The sequence below is a fragment of the Streptomyces sp. NPDC005151 genome, from assembly GCF_053599875.1.
On the sequence record NZ_JBSFYR010000049.1, the window covers coordinates 33,266 to 57,200 of the forward strand.

Below are 23,935 nucleotides of genomic sequence, written 5' to 3' on the forward strand. Positions count from 1 at the left end.
GCGTCGTCGACCGACGACAACGCCGCCAGGCGCCGCCCATCGGCACGCGACGCCGCCCCACCTATGTGCGCGGCCTCTCAGACTCCCGCCGGCTCGTCCTCCCCGATGAAGGTGCGCCACAGCACGGCGTAATGCCCTTCCCCGGCGAGGAGTTCGTCATGCGTGCCGTCCTCGACGACCCGGCCGTGGTCCATCACCACGACCCGGTCGGCGCGGGCGGCCGTGGTCAGCCGGTGGGCGACGACGAGGGTGGTGCGCCGGCCGGTCAGCCGGTCGGTCGCCTGGTTGACCAGGGCCTCGCTGGCGAGGTCCAGAGAGGCGGTCGCCTCGTCGAGCAGCAGGATGTCGGGGTCGACGAGTTCGGCGCGGGCGAGTGCGATCAGCTGGCGCTGGCCGGCCGAGAGGTTGCGGCCCCGCTCGGCGACCTCGTGCAGATAGCCGCCGTCCAGCGTGGCGATCATGTCATGGGCTCCGACCGCCCGGGCCGCCGCCTCCACCTGTGCGTCGGTGGCATCGGGCCGCCCGTACGCGATGGCGTCCCGGACCGTACCCGCGAAGAGGTACGCCTCCTGCGGTACGACTCCGAGCCGGTGCCGGTACGCGGTGAGGTCGAGGCGGCGCAGATCGGTGCCGTCCGCCGTGACCCGCCCGCCCGTCGGGTCGTAGAACCGGGCAACGAGCTTGACCAGGGTGGACTTCCCGGCGCCGGTCTCCCCGACGAACGCGACGGTCTGCCCGGCCGGGATCCGCAGGGTGATGCCGGTGAGTGCCTCGTCGTCGCCGGAGCCGTACGCGAAGGTCACGTCCTCGAACGCGATCTCGCCGCGCAGCGACAGCACGTCCAGCGGCTCCTGGGAGTCGGCGGTGGAGGTCGGCTCCCGGAGGAGTTCCTGGATGCGGCCGAGGGAGACCGTGGCCTGCTGGTAGCCGTCGAAGACCTGCGAGAGCTGCTGCACGGGCGCGAAGAACAGGTCGATGTAGAGGAGATACGCCACGAGGGCGCCGGTGGTGAGCGTGCCGTTGTCGACGCGGCCCGCGCCGACGATCAGTACGGCGGCCGCGGCCACCGACGACAGCAGCTGTACGAACGGGAAGTAGACCGAGATCAGCCACTGGCCGCGCACCCGGGCCTCGCGGTAGTGGTCGCTGCGGTCGGCGAACCGTTCGGCGCCGTCCTTCTCGCGGCGGAACGCCTGCACGATCCGGAGCCCGGAGACGGACTCCTGGAGGTCGGCGTTGACGACGCTGATCCGCTCCCGGGCCAGCTCGTACGCCTTGACGCTCTTGCGGCGGAAGAAGAACGTACCGATGACCAGCACCGGCAGGGTCGCGAAGACGACGAGCGCCAGCTGAACGTCGAGGACGAGCAGCGCGCCCATGATGCCGAAGAATGTGACAACGGAGACGAAGGCCGTGACCAGACCCGTCTGCAGGAACGTGGACAGCGCGTCCACGTCCGTCGTCATCCGGGTCATGATGCGGCCGGTGAGCTCGCGCTCGTAGTAGTCGAGACCGAGCCGCTGGAGCTGCGCGAAGATCTTCAGCCGGAGTGAGTAGAGCACCCGCTCTCCGGTGCGGCCCGTCATCCGGGTCTCGCCGATCTGCGCCGCCCACTGCACCAGCACGACGAGCAGGGCGAGCGCGGACGCCGCCCAGACCGCACCGAGTGCCATCTGCGTGACGCCCTGGTCGATGCCGTGCCGGATCAGTACGGGCAGGAGCAGGCTCATGCCCGCGTCGACGGCGACGAGCGCCAGGCTGACCGTCAGCGGAAGCCCGAAGCCGTGCAGCAGCCGGCGCAGCCCGTACGACTCCTCACGCCGGACGGCGCGTGCCTCGTCGATCTCGGGGGTGTCGGTGGCCGGGGGAAGCGCCTCGACCTGGGCGAGCAGCTCGGGCGTGGCGGGCATGCCGGCCGCGCCGGTGTCGCGGGGCTCCTCCTTGCGGACCCAGAGTCCGGGGCTGATGCCGCGCTCGGCGTCGAAATCGGCTTCCAGCTCCTCCTGGAGCGCCCGGTCGTCCTCGACGGCCGTGTCGGCCATCACCGGCTGGTGGCCCGGGGAGGTGCCGCCCAGCTCGTCCGGGTCGGTGAGCAGACGCCGGTAGAGGGCGGAGCGGCGCTCCAGCTCCTCGTGCGTGCCGATGTCGGCGAGTCGGCCCTTTTCGAGTACGGCGATGCGGTCGGCGAGGCCGAGGGTGGAGCGGCGGTGGGCGATGAGGAGGGTCGTCCGCCCCTCCATGACCTGGGCGAGTGCCTCGTGGATCTCGTGCTCGACGCGGGCGTCGACGGCGGATGTGGCGTCGTCGAGGAGGAGCAGCCGGGGGTCGGTGAGGATGGCGCGGGCGAGTGCGACGCGCTGGCGCTGGCCGCCGGAGAGGGTGAGCCCGTGCTCACCGACCTTGGTGTCGTAGCCGTTCGGCAGATCGGCGATGAACCGGTCCGCCTGGGCGGCGCGGGCGGCCTGCTCGATCTGTTCCTGGGTGGCGTCCGGGTGCCCGTAGGCGATGTTGGCGCGGACCGTGTCGGAGAAGAGGAAGCTGTCCTCCGGTACGAGGCCGATGGCGGCCCGCAGCGAGTCCTGGGTGAGCTCCCGGACGTCGTGGCCGCCGACCAGGACGGCGCCGTGCGCCACGTCGTAGAAGCGGGGCAGGAGGAGGGAGACGGTGGACTTCCCGCTGCCGGAGGCGCCGACGACGGCGACGGTCTCGCCGGGCTCGATGGTCAGCGAGAACCCGTCGAGGACCGGCCGCTCGGGGTCATACCCGAACCGCACGTCGTCGAACTCGACGCTCGCCGGGGCGTCGGCAGGGAGCTCCACCGTGCCGTCCTTCATGGTCGGCTCGGTGTCGATCAGTTCGATGACGCGCTCCACACCGGCGCGGGCCTGCTGACCGACGGTGAGGACCATGGCGAGCATCCGGACCGGCCCGACGAGCTGGGCGAGGTAGGTCGAGAAGGCGACGAACGTACCGAGGGTGATCTCGCCGCGGGTGGCGAGCCAGCCGCCGAGCGCCAGCATCGCGACCTGGCCGAGCGCGGGGACGGCCTGGAGGGCGGGGGTGTACCTGGAGTTCAGCCGGATCGTGCGCAGCCGCCCGGCGAACAGCTTCCGCCCGACCTCGCGCAGCTTCCCGGTCTCCTGCTCCTCCTGCCCGAACCCCTTGACGACCCGGACCCCGGAGACGGCCCCGTCGACGACTCCGGCGACGGCGGCGGCCTGCCCCTGGGCGTACCAGGTGGCGGGGAAGAGCCGGGAGCGGGAGCGGCGGGCGATGAACCAGAGCCCGGGGGCGACGGCGATCGCGACCAGGGTCAGCAGCGGCGAGAGCCACGCCATGATCACCAGGGAGATGAGGAACAGCAGCACGTTCCCGATCGTCATCGGGAGCATGAACAGCAGCCCCTGGATCAGCTGCAGGTCGCTGGTGGCACGCCCGACGACCTGCCCGGTGGACAGCTCGTCCTGCTGCTTCCCGTCGAGCCGGGTGAGCGTCCGGTACATGTCGGTGCGCAGATCGTGCTGTACGTCGAGGGCGAGCCGGCCGCCGTAGTAGCGGCGGATGTACGTCGATATGTACACCAGCACGGCGGTGGCGATCAGGAGGCCGGTCCAGACGCCGAGGGAACGGGTGTGGTTGCCGACGACATCGTCGATGATCACCTTGGTGATCAGCGGGACGACTGCCAGCACGGCCATCCCTGCGAGCGACGAACCGAGCGCCAGCAGGACATTGCGCCGGTAGCGCCATGCGTAACCGCCCAGCCGCCGCGCCCAGCCCTGCTGTGCTGCGTCCGTGTCCCCGTCCGTCACTGGTGCCTCCCGTTCGACCTGGTCTACCGGAAGGCACCAACGCGATCAGCTGCGGATTTCATCCCGCCGTTACAAAGACGGTCCCATCGGAGTAGGACCGGCGTACGTCGTCCGACGGAGCGCACCTGGGGGTGGGGGGCGCGGCTCGGGGGCACCCTACGAACTGGGCGTCGCCGTCAGCATCGGCACGGCGGGGGCCTCCGGCACCGCCGGGACCGCCTCCTGCGGCATGGCCGGCGGGGCGACGGTCGTCCCGGTCACGGCGGCCGGATTCAGGTCCTTGTGGATGGCGCGGGCGACGGCCTGGATGGTGTTGATGCCCTCGTTCATCGTCTTGTTGTCCTGCGTGAGCACGGTGATGCCGTAGTCGTGCCCCTTCCCGGTGAACGCACCGATGCTGTGCACCCGCCAGCCGTGCGTGGCACGCGGCAGCCAGCCGTTCTTGACCTGGACGGTCACCCCGGACGGGGCTCCGGCGGGCGTTCCCCAGCGCTGCGAGGAGATGACCTTGCGCATCAGGCCGAGTTCGTACGCACGCGCGTTGTCGCTGAGTACGGAGTTCTTGGCGGTCAGCAGCGTCAGCAGCCGCAGCTCGTCCTGCGCGGTGATCTGGGTCAGCCCCCAGTAGCCACCGGAGCCGGGCACGGTGTGCGTCATGCCCGCGGCCTTCAGGAACGCCTTCACCTTGGTCACGCCGAGCTGCTTCCACAGGCTGGTGGTCGCGTTGTTGTCGGACTTGGTGATCATGGCGGTGGCGAGGTTGATCTCGCGCTGGGTGAGATAGCGATTGTGCTTCTTGTTGTCCCAGAGCAGCGTCGCGAGGACGGTCGCCTTCACGACGCTCGCGGAGTCGTACGTGCTCGTGGACCGCATCGTGCAGGACGTCTTGGTGGTCCGGTCGTAGAGCGCGATCGCCGTGGTCGAGTTGCGCCCCTTGAGCGCGGCGGTGATGTCGGTCGACAGCTTGGCGGCGAGTCCCGCCTTGCCGGAGGTGCATCTCACGGTCGGCGTCGCGGCTGCGGCGGGCGTGGCCGCGAGGGTCACTGGCGCGAGCATGCCCGCGGCGAGCGTGACGGCGAGCGCGGTGCGCGCACGGCGGGATGTACGAGGCTGGTCCGTCATGAGACGTGTCCCCCCTGAGTGATCTGTACGGTGTGCCCCCTGCACACCTGTCAGGGATGACTCACGACTGGTCGAAAAGTTGTACGCGCCGCAGCCGGAACGGCCGGATTCTGACGCGGGGACACCGGCTGCCGGGTGCGTATTCAGGGGGTTGGCCGCCGATCGCGCATCGGAGACCGCAGGAGCACCTCGACGCACATGATCCGGGCGTGCACCACGTCGAGCAGCAGCATGCCGTCCGCCGGGGAGAGCAGGACGGTGTGGTGCCCCTCTCCGTACGGCTCCCCCTTCCGAAGGGGTGCTGTGCTGAAGCTCTGGCAGAAGGCGTCCGTGCAGGGACATTCCGCAAAGAGGCGAAGATCCCACGCGCAGATCGCGAGATGTCGCTCCTCTTCGTCTTCGAGAAGGGCGACCAACTCGTCCACGAGGTCGGGGAAGACCTCGCGGACGAGGGGAGGTTCCGAGTCCATGCCCCGGGACCCCAGCGGGGCCGCGGCCTACAGATGCGTCGGCTCGAACATCTTCAGCAGTGCCGGAAGCACGACCACCGAAGGGCCGGGCTCCGCAAAGGACTTCGCCAGGTCGTCGGCGAGCGCCTCCGGGGTCGTACGGACCGCCGGTACGCCGAACGACTCGGCGAGGGCGACGAAGTCCGGGCGGGACAGTTCCGTCGCCGTGGCCTCGCCGAACGCACCCGTCATGCACTCCCGCAGGATGCCGTAGCCGCCGTCGTCGACGATCAGCCAGGTGACCGGCAGGTCGTACTGACGGGCCGTGGCCAGTTCCGCGATGGAGTACAGGAGACCGCCAGGACCGGCTTCGTACGGCTCATCGGTGGTCGTGGGTCACTTGCCCTGAGTGCCCTTTGCCGCCGCGATCTGACGGGACATGATCGTCGTCAGCTCGTAGGCGGTGTGGGAGGCGGCGACGGAGGTGATCTCCGCGTGGTCGTACGCGGGGGCGACCTCGACCAGGTCGGCGGAGACCAGGTTGCAGGAGGACAGGCCGCGGACGATCTCGAGGAGCTCGCGGGAGGTGAGGCCGCCCGCCTCGGGGGTGCCGGTGCCGGGCGCGTGCGCCGGGTCCAGGACGTCGATGTCGATGGAGATGTACAGCGGGCGGTCGCCGATGCGCTGGCGCAGCTGGTCGGCAATCTCGTCGACGCCGCGGCGCATGACGTCGGCGGAGGTGACGATGCCGAAGCCCATCTTGGCGTCGTCGTCGAGGTCCTGCTTGCCGTAAAGCGGGCCGCGGGTACCGACGTGGGAGAGCGCGGACGTGTCGAGGATGCCCTCCTCGACGGCCCGGCGGAACGGGGTGCCGTGGGTGTACTCGGCGCCGAAGTAGGTGTCCCACGTGTCGAGGTGGGCGTCGAAGTGGAGCAGGGCGACCGGGCCGTGCTTCTTCGCGACGGAGCGCAACAGCGGGAGCGCGATGGTGTGGTCGCCGCCGAGCGTCATCATGCGGGCACCGGTGGAGAGGAGGTCGTCGGCCGCGGCCTCGATCGTCTCGACGGCCTCGTTGATGTTGAACGGGTTGGCGGCGATGTCACCGGCGTCGGCGACCTGCGCGAGGGCGAACGGCGAGGCGTCCTGCGCCGGGTTGTACGGGCGCAGCAGGCGCGACGCCTCACGGATCGCGTTGCCGCCGAAGCGGGCGCCGGGGCGGTAGGAGACACCCGTGTCGAAAGGCACGCCGACGACGGCGACATCGGCGGTGCCGACCTCGTCGAGCCGGGGCAGCCGCGCAAACGTCGCGGGACCGGCGTACCGCGGGACGCGGGAGGAGTCGACGGGGCCGCGCGGCGTTTCGTTGCTGCTCATGTGGAGTGCCTTCCTGAGAGGGTGATGCACACTTTGTGGACGTTCGTATGAAGACGGTAAGTGGCCCACCGGCGGCGCTGAAGTGTACGTTTCATCCATTCTCGTCGTAGCCAATGGATGGATCATCCATGCCGGACACTCCCACCGGACCCACCGCCACCACCGGGTCCGCTCCCCCCACCCCGCCCATCCCGCTCGCCGAGCTGCTCGCCCGCGAGGAGCTCCGGCTGCGCCGGATCGCGGGACCCGACCACGCGGACTTGTTGTGGGTGCACACCTCGGAGATGGCCGACCCGTACCCGTATCTGCTCGGCGGTGAGCTGCTGCTGAGCGCCGGGGTCCTGCTCAAGGACCCGGACACCTATGTCGCCCGGCTGGTGGAGGCGGGGGCGGCGGCGCTCGGTTTCGGGGTCACGCCGGTGCACGACGCCGTGCCGCAGGCGCTGATCGAGGCGTGCGACCGGCACGGGCTGCCTCTGGTGGAGGTGCCGCCCGAGACCCCGTTCACCGCGATCGCCCGAGCGGTGTGGCGCCTGATGGCCGAGGCCCGGCACCGGGAGCTGCGCCGGGTGACGCGCGCCCAGCAGGCCCTGGCCACGGCGGCGGCCCGGCCGGATCCGGTCCCCGCGGTGCTGCACCAGCTCGCCGCCCAGCTGTCGGGGCGGGCCGTCCTGCTCTCCGCGGCCGGCGAGGAGCTGCACGCGGCGGGCCGCCGCCCACCCCCCGAGGTGCGGGCGGCGCTGACCCGGCTGACCCGCGTGGTCTCCCCCGCCGCGCCTCCCGCCTCCCCCGCCCCCGCATCCGCGACCGACGCCGTCGGCGACACGCATCTCTTCGCGTACGCGCTCGGCGGCGGGCAGGGTCTCGTCCTGGCGCTGTCGACGGGGCGGCGCGAGGCGGGCGACCACACGGTCACCGGGATCGCGGTGGTCCTTCTCTCCCTGCTGGCCGCCCCGCACCAGGGCGCCGACGCCGCGGGCCGGTCCGCGGCACTGGTGCGGATGCTGCTGGGCGCGGACCCGGCGGACGTCGCCCCGCTGCTCGGCGGCACCGAACTCTGGACGGTGGTGCATGCCCGGCGCAGCGGCGGCGGCCCCGTCGACCCGCTCACCGCCGGGGCACTGGGCGCCGCGCTGGGGTCGGCGCTGGTCGACGCGGGCCGGGGCGGCGACGCTGTCAAGGTCCTCGTCCCGGGTGGCGAGCGGGTCACCCCGCAGCCCGGCTGGGCACTCGGCACCTCCGCCCCCGTCTCCATCACCGCGCTGGACCTCGCCGACGGCCAGGCGGCCCGCGCCCTGGGCCGGGCCGTGGCCACCCGCACCCCGCTGGCCCACCACGACACCGGCACCGGGCAGGGCCTGGCCGCGCTCGTCCCGCCCGCCGAGGCGGAGGCGCACGCCCGCGCCCTGCTCGCCCCGCTCACCCCCACACTCGCGGAGACGCTCCGCTGCTGGCTGGGGCTGCACGGCAGCTGGGACCGCACGGCGGTGGCGCTGCAGGTCCACCGCAACACGGTCCGCCAGCGCATCGCCCGCTGCGCGACGCTGCTGGACGCGGACCTGGACGACATGGACGTACGGACGGAACTGTGGTTCGCGCTGCGGCAGCGGTGAGCGGGCGGCCGCAGGCCGCTCACTCCATCCACATGCGTACGGTTGGCCGGGGCGTACGGGGGACATGCGGGGGCGCACCCCCGGATTCGGCGGGCTCTTCAGCCCTGTGGCTGGGGTGAACTGCTCCCGTCACGGGCTGCGCGTGGGTCGTACATCTGCGGGCGGGGAACGTGCTGAGCAGCTTCTTGCCGGAGGATGACGACACGGTTGCCGACTACTTCGAGCCGGCGCGCCAACTCGAACAACAGGCAACGATGATCAGGGAGTTCGCCCTGACTCTCGTGCCAGGCATTCTTCAGACAGAGCGGTACGCCCGTGCGGTTCTCGGTACGACGTTCCCTCCCAGAAGCGACGAAGAGCGTGACAGGCACGTTGTCGCACGGCTTGAACGGGCAAAAATCCTCGCCGACCCGGTCACGCCCGTAGTCTGGGCGCTGCTGGATGAGGTGGCGCTACGGCGCCCGGTCGGCAGCCCGGAGATCATGGCCGAACAGATCATGCACATCGTCCGCCTGGTCGAGAGCGGGCGGGTACGCGTGCACGTTCTGCCTATCGCCGTCGGTATCCATCCGATCAGCCAGGGCATGGTGTCACTCATGTGGTTCGAGGACCAACCCCCCGCCGCCTACAGCGAGGGCCTGTCCATCGGAAGGGTCCACGATTCCCCGGCCGTTGTCGCACGGCTGCAAGGCATCTACGATCTCGCACTGAGCGACGCACTGCCTCTGAAAGAGTCACTTGTTGTGTTGCGCGCAACAGCTAAGGACTACGGGCATCATGACTGAGCACACCATCACGGACGCGTCCCTGCTGAACGGCTGGCGCAAGTCGTCCTACAGCGGACCTGAATCGGGCAGCTGCGTCGAGGTGCTGGACGACTACCCGTCAGGCGTCCCTGTCCGCGATTCCAAGACCCCGCACGGCCCCGCCCTGGTCTTCGCGACGGATGGCTGGTCATCGTTCGTCTCGGCTGTCAAGGGCGGCATGTTTCAAGCCTGATGAGCGGGCCCAGTTCGCGTTCGCCTCATGCAACAGCCCGCCGCCAGGTCACCACCGACCCGTTGCCCCGGCGGATGATCCGCAGCAGCCTCCGGCCCTCGTCATCATCGATCTCGCGTACGCGTACTCGTTCCGCCACCCGCACGCGGTGACCGCCGCACGGCATCCAGCCAAGGACCCCGGACGGCGCGCCACATCACAACAGGGCAAACGTTGCCTGCTACGGCACTAGCTCTGCGGCGCCAGGGTGCGTAGGACGTCGAACTCGTTGCCCTCGGGGTCTGCCATGACCACCCAGTTTCGGTCTGAGCCCTGGCCCACATCCGTCTTGGTGGCGCCGAGGCCGAGCAGTCTGGTCACCTCGTCCTCGGTGCTGCCGTCGATCGGGCTGACGTCGAGGTGAAGCCGGTTCTTGACGGTCTTGCCCTCGGGCACCTGGATGAACAGCAGGGTGGGCGGCATCTGGCGGGCCCGAACATCCTCGACGGTCGGCACCCAGGAGCCGATCTCGACCTTGCCCTCGCTCCGGTCGATCACCTTGAAGTCCAGGACCTCGCACCAGAAGGCCGCGAGTCTCTCCGGATCGTGGCAGTCAACGGCCAACTCGGTGAACCTACTTGTCATGACTCTCCCAGATAGTGCGGACGGGGCTCAGAGTATGCCGCCAACGCGAAACGCTCGTCCGCACGGTAGGTCGCTTCCCGGCCGGTGTCGGCGTCCAGCACGGATACCGTTCCTAACCAGTGTGCGTGAGTGAGTCTTGGACCCACTGTTGCGTACTGGGCGCATCCCGAACGGTGTTGGATGCACTGGGTTCCCGCTTTCGCTTCCCGCTCGGCGGCACGCCTCCAGGGGCGTGATCCGTTGTGGGTGGGCGGGTTCCCTCACGCCCCCGGTCACCTGGTCCGGCCTGGACGGTCCGATGCCCCGCACGATCACTCCGGTCGTGCGGGGGCGGTGCCATCCTTCCCCAAGCTCTCAACTCCGTTCGAGCAGGGGATACCCCATCCCGGACCGGGTGCACGAGGGCGCGTCGTCCGATCGCGATACTGGCGGCATCGTGACGGGACATCTTTCGGCGTGGGGTGGCCAGCGGCTTCTGCCAGTGCTGGCCACCCCACTGGGAGGTGTAGGCCGGACCCACCGCGACAACGCTCAGGCCGTGTTCGGCGGCCATCGACACCAGCCGGGCCTTGAGTTTGCCGGTCGGCATTGCCGGAGATGAGCTGCCGGAACCGCTTGCGGCGGCCGTGCTTCTCCCGGGTCTTCTCGGCGGTGAAGTCCAGGTCTTCGATGCCGATCGCCGCGACCCCGACACGCCTCGCCCAGTTGATCAACCGGGTCAGGGCGTGGCGGATCTGCGCGTCGCGGTGGCCGGCGGTTCCGGACAGGTCGTAGGGGAAGCGGTGCGGCCCGCCGACGGGGTTGCCGTGCCGGTCGAGCCGGTAGGCGGCGAAGTGGTCGGCGGCGGCGTCGTCGGACACGGTGACCGTGACCTCCTCACGCCGTTCATGGGCGCCGGTGCGCCCGAGGGGGCCTGGACGCTGGATTTCATCGGGATCACGCCCGGCGCGGCGGGCCGCGGTGCCGGACGGCGGCTCCTCGACCGCCTGCTCGCCGACACACCGGCCGCCGACGGGGTCGTCCTCTACCGGATCCGGTCCTTCAAGCCCTGGCAAGGAGAGAGCGTGATGAGCGTGCTGAGCATCACCCTGGACAGCCCTGGTGACTGCCGGGTAACTTTTGACCAGAACTGAGCAAGCGCTTAGCCATCCCGCTGGCCGATGCTCGCCCGAAGCTGATCGAAGCCGACAGAGGAGGCACCCCGTGCGCCGTACGGTATTCAACGAGGACCACGAGGCGTTCCGGGAGACCATCCGCGCCTTCATCGCGGCCGAGGTCGTCCCCGTCTACGACGAGTGGTTCGCCGCCGGCCAGGCGCCGCGCGAGTTCTACCACAAGCTCGGTGAGCTGGGCGTCTTCGGCATCGAGGTGGACGAGGAGTACGGCGGCGCCGGCATCGACTCGCACAAGTACGAGGCCGTGATCTACGAGGAGACCGCCCGCGCCGGTGTCTCTTTCGGCGGCTCGGGTGTGCACACCCTGCTCGGCCTGCCGTACATCAAGATGCTCTCCACCGACGAGCAGAAGAAGCGCTGGCTGCCGAAGTTCACCACCGGCGAGGAGATGTGGGCCCTCGCGATGACCGAGCCGGGCACCGGCTCCGACGTCGCGGGCATGAAGACCACCGCCAAGCTCTCCGAGGACGGCACGCACTACGTCCTCAACGGCGCCAAGACCTTCATCACCGGTGGTGTGCACGCCGACCGCGTGATCGTGTGCGCCCGTACGTCCGCTCCCCGCGAGGACGACCGCCGCTTCGGCATCTCGCTGTTCGCGGTGGACACCACGTCGGCGGGCTACTCAGTCGGCCGCAAGCTGGACAAGCTCGGCCTGAAGGTCTCCGACACCGCCGAGCTGGCCTTCGTCGACGTGAAGGTCCCCGTCGAGGACCTGCTCGGCGAGGAGAACAAGGGCTTCGGCTACCTCGGCACCAACCTCGCGTCCGAGCGCTGGGGCATAGCCTTCGGCGCGTACGCGCAGGCTGCTGCCGCCGTCCGGTTCGCCAAGAGCTACGTGCAGGACCGCACGGTCTTCGGCAAGACCGTCGCCTCGTTCCAGAACACCAAGTTCGAGCTGGCCGCCTGCCAGGCCGAGGTGGACGCGGCCCAGGCCGTCGCCGACCGCGCGCTGGAGGCCCTCGACGCCGGTGAGCTGACCGCCGCCGAGGCCGCCTCCGCGAAGCTGTTCTGCACCGAGGTCGCGCACCGCGTGATCGACCGCTGCCTCCAGCTGCACGGTGGCTACGGCTTCATGAACGAGTACCCGATCGCCCGCCTGTACGCGGACAACCGCGTCAACCGCATCTACGGCGGCACGAGCGAGGTCATGAAGTCGATCATCGCCAAGTCCATGGGTCTGTAGAGCGGTTACGTTCTTCTCCATGAGCACAGCACTTGAAGCCCTGCTCGATCTGCTCGACCTGGAGCAGATCGAGCGGGACATTTTCCGGGGTACGAGCCGTTCGGCGATCGTGCCCCGGGTCTTCGGCGGCCAGGTCGCGGCCCAGGCACTCGTTGCCGCGGGCCGCACCGTCCCCGCGGACCGCACGGCCCACTCGTTGCACTCCTACTTCCTGCGGATGGGCGACCCGGGCGCGCCGATCGTCTACAGCGTCGACCGGATCCGCGACGGCCGCTCCTTCACCACCCGCCGGGTGGTGGCCGTCCAGCACGGGCAGCCGATCTTCCATCTCTCGGCGTCCTTCCAGACGTACGAGGAGGGCCTGGAGCACCAGGCGGACATGCCGCCCGCTCCCGACCCGGAGACACTGCCCACGGCGGCGCAGATGCTGCCGCAGTACGCCGGCGCGTTCACCGACCCGAGTGTCATGGACCGGCTGCTGGAGGCGCGGGACGCGGTGGACCTGCGCTATGTCGGCGCCCCGCCGTTCGCCAACGTCGGCACACCGCAGGAGCCCCACTCCCAGGTGTGGTTCCGCACCAACGGCAAGCTCGCGGACGACCCGCTGCTGCACGTCTGCATGGCCACGTACGTCTCCGACATGACGCTGCTCGACTCGGTGCTGCTCGCGCACGGGCGCGGCGGCTGGACGGTCGGCGACGTGGTCGGCGCGAGCCTGGACCACGCGATGTGGTTCCACCGGCCGTTCCGGGCCGACGAATGGCTGCTGTACGACCAGGCCTCGCCGTCCGCGTCCGGCGGGCGCGGGCTCGGTCAGGCCCGTATCTACACGCAGGACGGCCGACTGGCGATCACCGTCATCCAGGAGGGCGTGGTCCGGGTCCCCCGGGACTGAACAGGCCGCGGCCCGCCCGTTCATGGATACTCCCCACCATGAGCGCCGAGAACAGCACCAGCGGCAGCGCGACCGGTTATCTGAACCCGACGCCGGGGCTGGGGCAGCAGCGACGGGCGAGCGGGCCGGGTACCGGACCGGCCTGCTCGCGTACGGCTCAGACCAGTCCCGCCGCATCCAGCAGATACTCCGTCATGGGGTCGTAGAACCGCGGGTCGAGCACGTGATCGTCCAGCGGCACCACCACCTGCAGGGTGCCCTCCGCCTCACCCAGGAAGAGCGCCGGGTCGTTGCAGTCCGCGTACCCGACCGCGTCGAGCCCCCGCTGCCCGGCGCACCCCGCCCACCCGTGGTCGGCGACGACCAGGTCCGGCAGCGGCCGCCCCTCGCGCTCCAGACCGTCCAGGATCGCCGCCATCGGCGCCGGTGAGTGCGTGTGCCACAGCGTCGCCCCGCGCTCCATCACGGCCACGTCGGCGAACTGGAAGACCATGCCCTCGTCCGCCATCAGCCCGGAGGGAATCCGTACGATCTCGCACCCGGCGGCCCGCAACGCGTCGGCGGTCTGCCGGTGCACATCCAGCAGCCCACCCGGATGCCCGGTCGCGAACAACACCCGCTCCGCCCCGGCCGCCGCCTTGCGCAGCCGGGCCGCCATGCGCTCCAGCCCGTCGACGGTCAGCTCGGGATCGATGGTGTCCTGCCCGTGCCGGTGCTCCGGATCATCACTGACCCCACAGCGCTCGGCCATCACGGCGAGCACGTCCTGCTCATCGGCCCACCGCTTGCCGAGCTCCAGCCCCAGCCAGTAGTGGCGGTCGCCGTTGGCGAGGTGGCGGTAGTGGGAGAGATTGTTGTCGCGTGGGGTGGCGACGTCTCCGGCGATGCGCGTACGGACGAGATGTTCGACGAGGGCGGCACGGCTGGGTATCGGCATGAACCCATTGTGCCGTCAGGTGTGCGCAGCGTGCCGGGTGTCTTGCACGACGGACGCGGAGGGGCGGACCGCCCTGCCCCCTCGGGACCGTCGCGGAGCGGTCCGATCCCGGCACTCCGCCGTGGAGTGGTGCTCTTGCCGCCCGGTAGGGCGTGGTGCGGGGGCCCTCTCGGCGTCACACCGTATGGATGGACGTGACCCTCACCGGATCGCGACTGTCGCGACCCGGTGGGTCAGGGCCTGGCCGGTCGCGACGCGGTGCGTTACACCATCAAATGCTTTTGATTCCTTGGGTAATCACCCTTCCCCACCCCACCCTGCCTCCCGTTACCCGCAAGAGTGAGGTTTGCCAACTGGGCTGGATTTCGCACTGATTGGCAGGCATATGCTCGCCGCGACAACCCCAGACATGCGTCGGCCCCCGGCCGGGACTCGCAATCCCGATCGGGGGCCTGACCACCGAGGAAGAAGCACCTTCCCGATGGATACCCAGCAGATTACCGCGCCCTCGCGCGCCACGGCAGGCAATCCCCGTCCTGCCACACCTTCCGGTGTCATTCACGTCAACACCCGCCACACCAACCGCTACACCGTCATCGGCAACCACCTCGCCCAGCATCGCGAGATGTCACTGGTGGCGATCGGGCTGGCCGTGCACATCCAGTCGCTGCCCACCGGGGCCAAGATCGGCATCAAGTTCCTCGCCGATCGCTTCCAGGACTGCGACGGCTGCCAACGCGTCTTCCGCGCCCCGGGACCGGGCTACTGCCGCAATTGCCGGGAGACCGACGAGTCATGCACGCATGTATGGAACATTGGCTATCTTTGTATGAAGTCAATGTCATGGAGGTCCCCCATGTCCGCCACACAGATCGACATCGACGACGAGGCCCTCGCTGCAGCCATGCGGCTGTCCGGGGCGAAGACCAAGAAGGAGATGGTCAATATCGCGCTTCGCGAGTATGCGGAGCGCAGGCGCCGTACAGAAGCCCGGCTCCGTCACCTGGACAGCGCCCAGGAGTGGGACGACGACGACTTCTGGCGTCGCCACGCGGCGGACAAGGCCGGTCCGGGGGCTGACCGCTCCGAGAAGGGTGTCGCCTGACAGTGATCCGTTACCTCGCCGACTCGACCGCCGTCTGGCGCCTGCAACGCGACCGGAAGCTCAATGACGCCTGGTCCCACGAGCTGGAGGAGGGTGCGATCGGCTCGTGCCTTCCGCAACGTACGGAGTTCCTGCAGTCCGCCAGGAGCATCGAAGAGTTCGACGGTATGACAGCGATGTTCGGCGAACTGCACCCGGACGTGCAGGTACCAAAGGATGTCTGGCGCTGGATCGAAGCTGCTCAATATCGCCTGGCCCAGCGGGGACAGCACCGGAGCCTGTCCGTAGTCGACTGGCTGGTCTGCGCCACAGCCGCGCACCACGGCTTGGTCGTTCTGCATGACGACGACGACTTCCGTGCCGCAGCGCGCGTTCTGACCGATGTGACGGAACAGAGCGTGTTCGCCCCACCCTCGTCGTAAGAGGCCGCGCACATGGGTGGGGTGGAGGAAGGAGCGGGGCGAGGGGCAAGGCTGGCAAGGCTGGCAAGGCGGAGGAGGGAGGCGACGCGGAGCGTCGTCGACCGACGACAACGCCGCCAGGCGCCGCCCATCGACACGCGACGCCGCCCCACCCATGTGCGCGGCCTCTAAATCCGGCCGTGCCTTCGCCCCTCGATTTCGCACCACGGCCCAGCGCCGCCCTATGTGTCTGATGCTTCACGCCTGCTCGCCGCCGCCTCGAACGCCCCCCGCGCCAGCCGGTGCAGCAGCGCCGCCGTCGCCGTGCGGCCGGGGAGGGCGCCGGGGCGGCCCAGGTGCGGGGTCGAGTTCAGCAGGCCGAAGACCGCGTGGACGGTGGCGCGGGCCTCGTTCTCCGCGAGGAGCGGATACAGGGCGCGGACCACCTCGACCCACAGCTCCACGTACTGGCGCTGGAGCTGGCGCACGCGCTTGCGGTCGGTGTCCCGGAGGCGGTCCAGCTCGCGGTCGTGCAGGGTGATCAGGGGGCGATCGTCCAGGGCGAAGTCGATGTGGCCCTCGATGAGCGCGTCCAGGAGGGCTTCCGGGGAGCCGTCGCCGGAGGTCGCGTCCTCCGTGACGCGGAGCCTTCCGCCGGCCAGGAGTCGCTCGCTGATGCCGACCAGCAGTTCGGCGAGCATCGCGTCCTTGCCGGGGAAGTGGCGGTAGAGGCCGGGACCGCTGATCCCGACGGCTGCGCCTATCTCGTCGACGCCCACACCGTGGAAGCCGCGCTCGGCGAAGAGGCGGGCGGCCTCCTTGAGGATCTGCTCGCGGCGCGTGGGGGCGTCCGTCCTGGTGGTCATGGATTCGATTCTAGACAGTGGCGTTAGCGAGCGTTAACCTAAAGGAAACGTGTTAACGCTCATTAACCGGATCGGCCGGACCGGTCGACCGGGCAAGGGGGCTCGACGGATGCAGCAGGCACCGGTGCTGGCGAGTGCGGCGGATCCCGCGTCTCAGGGCTGGCTGGCCAACGAGGAGGCGCACCGCGCGCTCGGCGACGAGCTGCGGGCGCGCCTGGCCGCGGCCAGGCTGGGCGGGGGCGAGAAGGCCCGCGCCCGGCATGTGGCGCGCGGGAAGCTGCTGCCCCGGGAGCGGGTGGACACCCTGCTCGACCCGGGATCGCCCTTCCTGGAGCTGGCACCACTCGCGGCCGAGGGGCTGTACGGGGGCGCCGCTCCGGCGGCCGGGGTGATCGCCGGGATCGGGCGGGTCAGCGGCCGGGAGTGCGTGATCGTCGCCAATGACGCCACGGTCAAGGGCGGCACCTATTACCCCATGACGGTGAAGAAGCACCTGCGGGCGCAGGAGGTGGCGCTGGAGAACCGGCTGCCGTGTCTGTACCTCGTGGACTCCGGTGGCGCGTTTCTGCCGATGCAGGACGAGGTGTTTCCCGACCGGGAGCACTTCGGGCGGATCTTCTACAACCAGGCGCGGATGTCGGGGGCCGGGATTCCGCAGGTCGCGGCCGTGCTGGGGTCCTGTACGGCCGGTGGGGCGTACGTCCCCGCGATGAGCGACGAGGCCGTGATCGTGCGGAACCAGGGGACGATCTTCCTCGGCGGTCCGCCGCTGGTGAAGGCCGCGACCGGTGAGGTCGTCACGGCGGAGGAGCTGGGCGGCGGCGAGGTCCACTCCCGTACGTCGGGCGTCACCGACCATCTCGCGGAGGACGACGCGCACGCGCTGCGGATCGTCCGGAACATTGTGGCCACGCTGCCCGCGCGCGGGGCTCTGCCCTGGTCCGTGGAGGCCGTGGAGGAGCCGAAGGTCGATCCTGCCGGGCTGTACGGGGCCGTGCCGGTCGATTCGCGGACGCCGTACGACGTACGGGAGGTCATCGCGCGGGTCGTCGACGGGTCGCGGTTCGCCGAGTTCAAGGCGGAGTACGGGACGACGCTGGTCACCGGCTTCGCCCGGATCCACGGGCACCCGGTCGGCATCGTCGCCAACAACGGCATCCTGTTCTCCGAGTCCGCCCAGAAGGGTGCGCACTTCATCGAGCTCTGCGACCAGCGCGGCATCCCGCTGGTCTTCCTGCAGAACATCTCCGGGTTCATGGTCGGGCGCGACTACGAGGCCGGCGGCATCGCCAAGCACGGCGCCAAGATGGTCACGGCCGTCGCCTGCACCCGGGTCCCGAAGCTGACCGTCGTGGTCGGCGGGTCGTACGGGGCGGGGAACTACTCCATGTGCGGGCGGGCCTACTCGCCGCGCTTCCTGTGGATGTGGCCCAACGCCAAGATCTCCGTCATGGGCGGCGAGCAGGCCGCGTCCGTCCTCGCGACGGTCAAGCGCGACCAGCTGGGCGACGACTGGAGCGCCGAGGACGAGGAAACCTTCAAGGCGCCGATCCGCGAGCAGTACGAGACGCAGGGCAACGCGTACTACGCCACCGCCCGGCTCTGGGACGACGGGGTGATCGACCCGCTGGAGACCCGGCAGGTGCTGGGCCTCGCCCTGACCGCGTGTGCCAACGCCCCGCTGGGTGAGCCCGGCTTCGGCGTCTTCCGGATGTGAGGAACAGATGACGATGTTCGACACCGTTCTGGTCGCCAACCGCGGCGAGATCGCGGTCCGGGTGATCCGGACCCTGCGCGAGCTGGGTGTGCGGTCCGTCGCCGTCTTCAGCGACGCGGACGCCGACGCCCGGCATGTACGGGAGGCCGATACGGCGGTGCGGATCGGACCCGCACCCGCCGCCGAGAGCTATCTCAGCGTGCCCGCGCTGCTGGAGGCCGCCCGGCGCACCGGCGCGCAGGCCGTGCACCCGGGGTACGGATTCCTCGCCGAGAACGCGGGGTTCGCGCAGGCGTGCGCGGATGCGGGGCTCGTCTTCATCGGGCCGCCCGCTTCCGCGATCTCGCTGATGGGCGACAAGATCCGGGCCAAGGAGACCGTTGCGGCGGCCGGGGTTCCGGTCGTGCCGGGGTCGTCCGGCAGCGGGCTCAGCGACACACAGCTCGCGGAGGCGGCGCGCACGATCGGCATGCCGGTGCTGCTGAAGCCCTCGGCGGGCGGCGGCGGCAAGGGCATGCGGCTGGTGCGCGACGAGGCGCTGCTCGCCGACGAGATCGCCGCCGCCCGGCGCGAGGCACGCGGCTCGTTCGGGGACGACACCCTGCTCGTGGAGCGGTGGATCGACCGGCCGCGCCACATCGAGATCCAGGTCCTGGCCGACGGGCACGGGAACGTGGTGCATCTCGGCGAGCGCGAGTGTTCGCTCCAGCGCCGCCACCAGAAGATCATCGAGGAGGCGCCGTCCGTCCTGCTCGACGAGGAGACCCGGGCGGCGATGGGCGAGGCGGCCGTCCAGGCGGCCCGCTCCTGCGGGTATGTCGGCGCGGGCACGGTGGAGTTCATCGTCCCGGGCAACGACCCCGCCTCGTACTACTTCATGGAGATGAACACCCGCCTCCAGGTCGAGCACCCGGTCACCGAACTGATCACCGGCCTGGACCTGGTGGAGTGGCAGCTGCGGGTCGCCTCCGGTGAACAACTCCCGTACAGGCAGCCGGACATCACACTCACCGGACATGCGATCGAGGCCCGTATCTGCGCCGAGGACCCGGCCCGCGGATTTCTGCCGTCCGGCGGTACGGTGCTCTCCCTCGGCGAGCCGAACGGCCCGGGTGTACGGACCGACTCGGGTCTCAGTGAGGGGGTCGAAGTCGGCAGTCTGTACGACCCGATGCTCTCGAAGGTCATCGTCCACGGACCCGACCGGGCCACGGCTCTGCGGCGGCTGCGCACCGCCCTGTCGGAGCTGGTGATCCTGGGCGTTCCGACCAACGCCGGGTTCCTGCGCAGGCTGCTCGCCCACCCGCAGGTGGTGGCGGGCGAGCTGGACACCGGACTGGTGGAACGCGCGGTGGACGGCCTGGTGCCGGACGGGGTACCGGAGGAGGTGTACGCGGCGGCGGCGCTGCTGCGGCAGCCGGCCGCCGGGAGCACTTCCCCCGCGGGCAGCTCCGGTTGGGTCGACCCGTTCTCGGTGGCCGACGGCTGGCGGCTGGGCGGCGCCCCCGCCCGCACGGTCCGCCACTTCCGGCTGCCGGGCCACGACCCGGTGCAGGTCGCCGTGCGCTCCTGCCCGGCGGGCACCGAGCTGACATTCGGTCATGTCGGGGAGGGCACACTGCCGCCGGCGCCCGCGACGGGCACCTGCGGCCCGCTGGCCCCACTTCCCGGCGGCATGGAGACAGCCAGGATCATCGACGTCTCCGCACACCGACTCACCTTCGAACTCGCCGGTGTCACCCATACGTTCACCCACGCCACCTCCCCGGAGGGGACCTGGCTGGGCCGCGACGGCGACACCTGGCACGTACAGGACCACGACCCCGTGGAGGCGTCCCTCACCGGCGCCGCACACGGCGGCGCGGACACGCTCGCCGCGCCCATGCCGGGCACGGTCACCGTGGTGAAGGTGGCCGTCGGGGACGAGGTCGTCGCCGGGCAGAGCCTGCTCGTCGTGGAGGCGATGAAGATGGAACACGTCATCTCCGCCCCGCACGCCGGGACCGTCACCGAGCTCGATGTGACGGCCGGTGCCACCGTCGTTATGGACCAGGTGCTGGCCGTAGTGGTCCCGAGCGAGGAGGAAGCATGACCGCCGGCAACCTGCCCATGCCCGTGCCCGCACCGGATCTGCCCGCCCGGGTACGCATCCACGAGGTCGGCGCCCGCGACGGGCTGCAGAACGAGAAGGCGGTCGTCCCGACCGAGGTGAAGGCGGAGTTCATCCACCGCCTCGCCGCGGCCGGCCTGACCACCATCGAGGCGACCAGCTTCGTCCACCCGACGTGGGTGCCCCAACTCGCCGACGCGGAGGACCTGTTCCCCCGCCTCGGGGACATCAAGGGGGTCGCGCTCCCCGTGCTCGTACCGAACGAACGCGGGCTGGACCGCGCCCTCGCTCTCGGTGCGCGCCGGATCGCCGTGTTCGGGGCGGCGACCGAGACGTTCGCCGCCCGCAATCTCAATCGCACGGTCGCCGAGTCGCTCGCCATGTTCGAGCCCGTCGTCGCCCGCGCCAAAGCGGACAAGGTGCACGTCCGCGGCTATCTGTCGATGTGCTTCGGCGACCCGTGGGAGGGGCCGGTCCCCGTCCACCAGGTCGTGCGCGTCGCCAAGGCGCTGATGGACCTCGGCTGCGACGAACTCTCCCTCGGCGACACCATCGGCGTCGCCACCCCCGGCCATGTGCAGGACCTGCTCTCCGAACTGAACGAGGAGGGCGTGCACACCAACACCATCGGGGTGCACTTCCACGACACGTACGGCCAGGCGCTCTCCAACACCCTCGCCGCGCTCCAGCACGGTGTCGCCACCGTGGACGCCTCCGCGGGTGGCCTCGGCGGCTGCCCGTACGCGAAGAGCGCCACCGGAAATCTCGCCACCGAAGACCTCGTGTGGATGCTCCACGGCCTCGGCATCGAAACCGGGGTCGACCTCGACGCGCTCACCGCCACCAGCGTGTGGCTCGCCGAACAACTGGGCCGCCCGAGCCCGTCCCGTACCGTCCGCGCCCTCTCCCACAAGGAGTGACCCCCGCCATGTCACTGGACCACCGGCTGACCGCCGAACACGAGGAACTGCGCCGCACCGTCGAGGAGTTCGCGCACGACGTGGTCGCCCCGAAGATCGGCGACTTCTACGAGCGCCATGAGTTTCCGTACGAGATCGTGCGCGAGATGGGGCGGATGGGCCTGTTCGGGCTGCCGTTCCCGGAGGAGTACGGCGGCATGGGCGGCGACTATCTCGCCCTCGGGATCGCCCTGGAGGAGCTGGCCCGCGTCGACTCGTCCGTGGCGATCACCCTGGAGGCCGGGGTCTCGCTCGGTGCCATGCCGGTCTACCGGTTCGGCACGGAGGAGCAGAAGCAGCAGTGGCTGCCGAAGCTCTGCTCGGGCGAGGCGCTGGGTGCCTTCGGGCTGACCGAGCCGGACGGCGGGTCGGACGCGGGCGGCACCCGGACGACGGCGGTGCGCGACGGGGACGAGTGGGTGATCAACGGCTCCAAGTGCTTCATCACCAACTCCGGTACGGACATCACCGCGCTGGTCACGGTCACGGCGGTGACCGGACGCAAGGAGAACGGCGCCCCGCTCATCTCGTCCATCATCGTGCCGTCCGGCACCCCCGGCTTCACGGTCGCCGCTCCGTACTCCAAGGTCGGCTGGAACGCGTCGGACACCCGTGAGCTGTCCTTCTCGGACGTCCGGGTCCCGGCGGCGAACCTGCTGGGCGAGGAGGGCCGCGGGTACGCGCAGTTCCTGCGGATCCTCGACGAGGGACGGATCGCGATCTCGGCGCTGTCCACGGGTCTCGCGCAGGGCTGTGTGGACGAGTCGGTGAAGTACGCCAAGGAGCGGCACGCCTTCGGCCGGCCGATCGGCGCCAACCAGGCCATCCAGTTCAAGATCGCGGACATGGAGATGCGGGCGCACATGGCCCGGATCGGCTGGCGGGACGCGGCGTCCAGGCTGCTGGCGGGCGAACCGTTCAAGAAGGAGGCGGCGCTCGCCAAGCTGTACTCGTCGACGGTGGCGGTGGACAACGCCCGCGAGGCGACCCAGATCCACGGCGGCTACGGCTTCATGAACGAGTACCCGGTGGCGCGGATGTGGCGCGACTCGAAGATCCTGGAGATCGGCGAGGGAACGAGCGAGGTGCAGCGGATACTGATCGCCCGGGAGCTGGGGCTGCCGGCCTGAGCGGGCGGAAGGCCGACGGGACGGGGATCTTCGCTCCCCGTCCCGTGTAATTGATTCGACGGTGCACCATCCGTCGCGGCAGAGTCTGTTCATGAACCCCCGGTACTGGCCCTTGTACGGGCTCCGCATCCGCACGCCCCGCCTGGAACTCCGCCTTCCGGACCTGGAGTTGCTCGACGACCTGGCAGGCGTCGCCGCCGACGGGGTGCACGCGCCGGACAGCATGCCGTTCACCGTGCCCTGGACCGACGGCCCGCCCGCCGAACGCGGCCGGGCCGTGTACCGGCATGTGCTGTCCACCGTCGCCAACTGGTTCGCCGCCTGGCGTGCCCTGCCCGAGGACATACGGGCCGTCATGCGCTCGTACACCGTCCGCGCGCAGCGCCGCGCCCTCGACGGATCGACCGAAATCGATATCGACTTCGCACTGCACAAGGACGGCGGACCCGCCTGCCGCTGGGCCGCCGCCGCCGCCCCCGGCGATCTCCTCAAGGCACTCGGCCCGGCCGTCGAGGACAACACGGCCGTCCGCTTCCGGCCCCCGGAGGGCACCGACTGGGTGCTGATCTGGGCCGACGAGACGGCGCTTCCCGCCGCGTCGGCAGCCCTGGAGTGGCTGCCCGCCGGCATGCGGGCCCGCGTCTGGCTCGAGGTCCAGCACACCGAGGACCGCCAGGCACTGGGCACCGCGGCCCGCGCCCGGATCAGCTGGCTCGTCCGGGACGAGGGCGCACCGTCCGCCGTGGACGCCGTACGCGCCGCCGAGCTGCCCGAGGGGACCCCGTACGTCTGGATCGCGGGCGAGTCGTCGAATGTACGGGCGCTGCGCCGCCACCTGGTCCGGGAGCGCGGGTTCGACCGCAGGCGGGTGACGTTCGTCGGCTACTGGCGTCGCGGGATGAGTGAGGAGCAGCTGCGCGCGGAAGCGGCCACCGAGGACGCGTAGTCCGGACAACTTCGGCGTCCCGTGGGGGGCGAGGGAACAACCGCCGTCCTCGGCGAAGCCGTCCTCGGCGCGCCGGGTGGCCCGGGGCAGCAGCGGCAGTACGGCGAGGGCCAGCAGGGGCACGCCGACGGCGACCACCGCACCCAGCGCGGGCTGGTACACGACCAGCGCGACGCAGACCAGGACGAGGGCGGTCGCGGCGGCGGCGAAAGCGCGACCGCGCTTCGACGAACCAGCCGATCTTCTCGACGTCGCCAGGGGAGACCGCGACCACCTCGCCCGCGGCGACCCTCCGGGTGAGTGCCGAGCCTCCCACGGATCGCTGAGGGGGTGGCGAGTGGCTCAAACCGTGCAAGGTTCGCGTTCCGCCGGCAGTCGCGGCAATTGATTTTTACGCATGAGGGTACAAAACGCGCCAAAGTCGAATTTTCGCCTCTGGCGCACTTGTTCGTCCCGCGCTTCACTCCTGACCCATGAAGAGTAAGATCACGTCCATGCTCGCCGGACTGGTGCTG

19 protein-coding genes and 4 pseudogenes are annotated in these 23,935 nt (G+C 70.4%); 13 read left to right on the forward strand and 10 right to left on the reverse strand.

The window, feature by feature from the left end:
• Window positions 1-77 precede the first annotated feature (77 nt).
• The 5 genes and pseudogenes from ACWD6R_RS24365 to speB form a co-directional block, all read right to left on the reverse strand.
• Window positions 78-3,812 (reverse strand): ABC transporter ATP-binding protein, encoded by a 3,735-nt coding sequence (locus ACWD6R_RS24365; protein ID WP_451820634.1) that lies wholly within the window; start codon window positions 3,810-3,812, stop codon window positions 78-80.
• Window positions 3,813-3,968: 156 nt separating this feature from the next.
• Window positions 3,969-4,934 carry a serine hydrolase gene (locus ACWD6R_RS24370; protein ID WP_451820635.1) on the reverse strand — a complete coding sequence of 322 codons (966 nt, stop codon included), beginning with the start codon at window positions 4,932-4,934 and terminating at the stop codon, window positions 3,969-3,971.
• A 143-nt stretch (window positions 4,935-5,077) separates the two neighbouring features.
• Complete coding sequence (locus ACWD6R_RS24375) at window positions 5,078-5,404, reverse strand: hypothetical protein (RefSeq protein ID WP_451820636.1); 327 nt, start codon at window positions 5,402-5,404, stop codon at window positions 5,078-5,080.
• A gap of 27 nt (window positions 5,405-5,431) precedes the next feature.
• Window positions 5,432-5,752, reverse strand: a pseudogene (locus ACWD6R_RS24380) (thiamine pyrophosphate-dependent enzyme); the annotation flags it as partial.
• Window positions 5,753-5,779: 27 nt separating this feature from the next.
• Window positions 5,780-6,757, reverse strand: coding sequence for an agmatinase (gene speB, locus ACWD6R_RS24385; RefSeq protein ID WP_345518034.1), 978 nt, complete (start codon window positions 6,755-6,757; stop codon window positions 5,780-5,782).
• A gap of 128 nt (window positions 6,758-6,885) precedes the next feature.
• On the opposite strand from speB, the gene ACWD6R_RS24390 reads away from it, so the two are divergent.
• From ACWD6R_RS24390 to ACWD6R_RS24400, 3 genes and pseudogenes are all read left to right on the forward strand, one after another.
• The gene (locus ACWD6R_RS24390; RefSeq protein ID WP_451820637.1) at window positions 6,886-8,370 is read left to right on the forward strand and encodes a PucR family transcriptional regulator ligand-binding domain-containing protein; all 1,485 of its coding nucleotides are present in this window, start codon (window positions 6,886-6,888) and stop codon (window positions 8,368-8,370) included.
• A 155-nt stretch (window positions 8,371-8,525) separates the two neighbouring features.
• Window positions 8,526-9,155, forward strand: a pseudogene (locus ACWD6R_RS24395) (DUF5753 domain-containing protein); the annotation flags it as partial.
• Window positions 9,148-9,369, forward strand: coding sequence for a DUF397 domain-containing protein (locus tag ACWD6R_RS24400; protein WP_451820638.1), 222 nt, complete (start codon window positions 9,148-9,150; stop codon window positions 9,367-9,369). The pseudogene ACWD6R_RS24395 and the gene ACWD6R_RS24400, both read left to right, overlap by 8 nt.
• A gap of 228 nt (window positions 9,370-9,597) precedes the next feature.
• Here ACWD6R_RS24400 and ACWD6R_RS24405 read toward each other — a convergent pair whose 3' ends face one another.
• Window positions 9,598-9,993, reverse strand: a complete 396-nt coding sequence (locus ACWD6R_RS24405) for a VOC family protein (RefSeq protein WP_451820639.1) — start codon at window positions 9,991-9,993, stop codon at window positions 9,598-9,600.
• Window positions 9,994-10,105: 112 nt separating this feature from the next.
• Window positions 10,106-10,844, reverse strand: a pseudogene (locus ACWD6R_RS24410) (IS200/IS605 family accessory protein TnpB-related protein); the annotation flags it as partial.
• Between ACWD6R_RS24410 and ACWD6R_RS24415 the strand changes: the two are divergent.
• The 3 genes from ACWD6R_RS24415 (at window position 10,827) to ACWD6R_RS24425 (ending at window position 13,249) form a co-directional block, all read left to right on the forward strand.
• A complete protein-coding gene (locus ACWD6R_RS24415) occupies window positions 10,827-11,126 on the forward strand; it encodes a hypothetical protein (RefSeq protein ID WP_451820640.1) in 300 nt (99 codons plus the stop codon). The pseudogene ACWD6R_RS24410 and the gene ACWD6R_RS24415 sit on opposite strands and share 18 nt — an antisense overlap.
• Before the next feature lie 70 nt (window positions 11,127-11,196).
• Entirely contained in the window at window positions 11,197-12,354 is a 1,158-nt protein-coding gene (locus tag ACWD6R_RS24420) for an acyl-CoA dehydrogenase family protein (protein ID WP_451820641.1), read from the forward strand.
• A gap of 19 nt (window positions 12,355-12,373) precedes the next feature.
• Window positions 12,374-13,249, forward strand: a complete 876-nt coding sequence (locus ACWD6R_RS24425) for an acyl-CoA thioesterase (protein ID WP_451820642.1) — start codon at window positions 12,374-12,376, stop codon at window positions 13,247-13,249.
• 157 nt (window positions 13,250-13,406) lie between these two features.
• Here ACWD6R_RS24425 and ACWD6R_RS24430 read toward each other — a convergent pair whose 3' ends face one another.
• Entirely contained in the window at window positions 13,407-14,186 is a 780-nt protein-coding gene (locus tag ACWD6R_RS24430; RefSeq protein WP_451820643.1) for a phosphatase, read from the reverse strand.
• A 481-nt stretch (window positions 14,187-14,667) separates the two neighbouring features.
• Between ACWD6R_RS24430 and ACWD6R_RS24435 the strand changes: the two genes are divergently transcribed.
• Complete coding sequence (locus ACWD6R_RS24435) at window positions 14,668-15,291, forward strand: type II toxin-antitoxin system VapB family antitoxin (protein ID WP_451820644.1); 624 nt, start codon at window positions 14,668-14,670, stop codon at window positions 15,289-15,291.
• A 2-nt stretch (window positions 15,292-15,293) separates the two neighbouring features.
• Window positions 15,294-15,713 (forward strand): PIN domain-containing protein, encoded by a 420-nt coding sequence (locus tag ACWD6R_RS24440; protein WP_451820645.1) that lies wholly within the window; start codon window positions 15,294-15,296, stop codon window positions 15,711-15,713.
• 221 nt (window positions 15,714-15,934) lie between these two features.
• Here the strand turns inward: ACWD6R_RS24440 and ACWD6R_RS24445 are convergent, their stop codons facing one another.
• A complete protein-coding gene (locus tag ACWD6R_RS24445) occupies window positions 15,935-16,558 on the reverse strand; it encodes an SACE_7040 family transcriptional regulator (protein WP_451820646.1) in 624 nt (207 codons plus the stop codon).
• Window positions 16,559-16,667: 109 nt separating this feature from the next.
• Here ACWD6R_RS24445 and ACWD6R_RS24450 point away from each other — a divergent pair, with 109 nt between their 5' ends.
• The 5 genes from ACWD6R_RS24450 to ACWD6R_RS24470 all read left to right on the forward strand — a co-directional run bounded on the left by ACWD6R_RS24450 (window position 16,668) and on the right by ACWD6R_RS24470 (window position 23,420).
• Complete coding sequence (locus ACWD6R_RS24450; protein WP_376662685.1) at window positions 16,668-18,275, forward strand: carboxyl transferase domain-containing protein; 1,608 nt, start codon at window positions 16,668-16,670, stop codon at window positions 18,273-18,275.
• Window positions 18,276-18,288: 13 nt separating this feature from the next.
• The gene (locus tag ACWD6R_RS24455) at window positions 18,289-20,367 is read left to right on the forward strand and encodes an acetyl/propionyl/methylcrotonyl-CoA carboxylase subunit alpha (protein WP_451820647.1); all 2,079 of its coding nucleotides are present in this window, start codon (window positions 18,289-18,291) and stop codon (window positions 20,365-20,367) included.
• Complete coding sequence (locus ACWD6R_RS24460) at window positions 20,364-21,305, forward strand: hydroxymethylglutaryl-CoA lyase (RefSeq protein WP_451820648.1); 942 nt, start codon at window positions 20,364-20,366, stop codon at window positions 21,303-21,305. Before ACWD6R_RS24455 ends, ACWD6R_RS24460 begins: the two co-directional genes overlap by 4 nt.
• An 8-nt stretch (window positions 21,306-21,313) precedes the next feature.
• A complete protein-coding gene (locus ACWD6R_RS24465) occupies window positions 21,314-22,474 on the forward strand; it encodes an acyl-CoA dehydrogenase family protein (protein WP_451820649.1) in 1,161 nt (386 codons plus the stop codon).
• A gap of 91 nt (window positions 22,475-22,565) precedes the next feature.
• Window positions 22,566-23,420 carry a siderophore-interacting protein gene (locus ACWD6R_RS24470; protein WP_451820650.1) on the forward strand — a complete coding sequence of 285 codons (855 nt, stop codon included), beginning with the start codon at window positions 22,566-22,568 and terminating at the stop codon, window positions 23,418-23,420.
• Here ACWD6R_RS24470 and ACWD6R_RS24475 read toward each other — a convergent pair.
• Window positions 23,379-23,730: pseudogene (locus tag ACWD6R_RS24475) on the reverse strand (ABC transporter ATP-binding protein); the annotation flags it as partial. The gene ACWD6R_RS24470 and the pseudogene ACWD6R_RS24475 sit on opposite strands and share 42 nt — an antisense overlap.
• Between the last annotated feature and the right edge of the window lie 205 nt (window positions 23,731-23,935).